Raw genomic sequence first — 1,724 nt, 5'->3', positions numbered from 1 at the left:
TGGCCATCTGGTTTGCCCGCGTTGCTCGTTGCCCGCCGCGTCGTGAGCCGGCGGGGGCCTCCTCCCCGGGTTGGATATCGGTGTCGAATCGAATCCAGCGAGGAAGAGGCCCTGAATGAAGGATGCCGCAGAAACCATGAAAATACTCAGTGCCTATGACCTGACCAAGTCATTGCGGGGCGCCGCCGAGCTGGCCGGTTGCTCCCATCACACCGTGGCCCGGCTGGTGCGGGCCCGCGACGCCGGCCAGACCCCTGGATCCGGAGCCAGCCGCCCGAAGGTCACCGATGTCTGGCTGCCCAAGATCGAGGAATGGGTCGAGGCCTCCACGGGCAGGATCCGCGCCGATGTCGTGCACGCCAAGCTCACCGCAATGGGCTACACCGGCTCTGAGCGCTCCACCCGGCGGGCGGTGGCCGAGGTGAAGGCCGCCTGGCGGGCCGGGAAGCGCCGGGTGCACCGGCCCTGGATCACCGAGCCGGGCGCATGGCTGCAGTACGACTTCGGCGATGGGCCGGCGATCGACGGGGCCAAGACGGTGCTGTTCGTGGCCTGGCTGGCCTGGTCCCGCTACCGGATCGTCATCGCCCTGCGTGATAGGACGGCTCCGAGTGTGTTCGCCGCCCTGGACCGGTGCTTCCGGCTGATCGGGGGCGCGCCGACCTATGTGCTGACGGATAACGAGAAGACAGTGACGGTCTCTCATGTGGCCGGGGTGCCGGTGCGTAACCAGGCCACCGTGGCGTTCGCTCGGCATTACGGCGTGGAGGTGCTGACCTGCCAGCCAGCGGATCCGGCCGCCAAGGGCGGGGTGGAGAACGCGGTGAAGCTGGCCAAGGCCGACCTGGTCCCGAAGGACACCAACCTGCGGGACCAGTACGCCTCGTTCGCTGAGCTCGAGGCCGCCTGCGCGGGGTTCATGGCCATGGTGAACTCCCGGGAGCACCGGGTGACCCGGCGCCGCCCGGACCACATGCTCGCCGAGGAGACCAGCGCGTTGCATCGGATCCCCGCCACGGCGCACACCGTGGCCTACGGGGTGGGACGGAAGGTGCCGGAGAACACGCCGATGGTCTCCTTCGAAAACGCCCAGTACTCGGTGCCCGCGCACCTGCTCGGGGCCGAGGTGTTCGTGCGCCATCACGGCACCGGACCGGACTCGATGGTGGTGATCATGCACGCCGGTGCGCAGGGGCCGGTGGAGGTCGCCCGGCACCGGGTGGCCCGGCCCGGGTCCCCGGCCATCGACGACGCGCACTTCCCCGGCCACGAGACGGACAAGGTGCCCGGGGACTACACCCCGGTGCCCCGTTCGGCGGCGGAGGCCGAGTTCCTGGCCATCGGGGCCGGAGCGAGGACCTGGCTGGTGGAGGCCGCCGCGGCCGGCACCAGCCGGATCGGTCAGAAGATGGCCGAGGCCGTCACCCTGGCCAAGCTCGCCGGCACCGACCAGGTCGACCGCGCCCTCGGGGTGGCCGCGGTGCACCAGCGCTTCGCCCACGGCGACCTGGCCTCCCTGCTCACCGCCGCCGGCCACCGCACCGGGATGCACACCGCCACCGAGGAACGGTCCCTGACCCAGGGCACCGCCGGCTGGGCCGGCCTCGGTACCTCCAACACCGAGGGGGCAGCCCGGTGAGCATCCACACCCCGAACACCGCCGCACCGGCGCTGCCGGCCGATTTGGAGGCGCTGTTGCGGCAGCTGAAGATGCCCCACGCCCG

1 protein-coding gene is annotated in these 1,724 nt (G+C 71.1%); it reads left to right on the top strand.

What is annotated here, in order from left to right:
• Window positions 1-115: 115 nt before the first annotated feature.
• A complete protein-coding gene (locus O3T09_RS11745) occupies window positions 116-1,639 on the top strand; it encodes an IS21-like element ISMlu14 family transposase (RefSeq protein ID WP_031943827.1) in 1,524 nt (507 codons plus the stop codon).
• Window positions 1,640-1,724 lie beyond the last annotated feature (85 nt).

Origin of the sequence: Micrococcus sp. H39-S4 (assembly GCF_027158145.1) — a bacterium.
Lineage (GTDB): Bacteria > Actinomycetota > Actinomycetes > Actinomycetales > Micrococcaceae > Micrococcus > Micrococcus luteus.
Note: the sequence above shows the minus strand (reverse complement) of the source record. Positions and strands in the feature narration are given on the sequence as shown.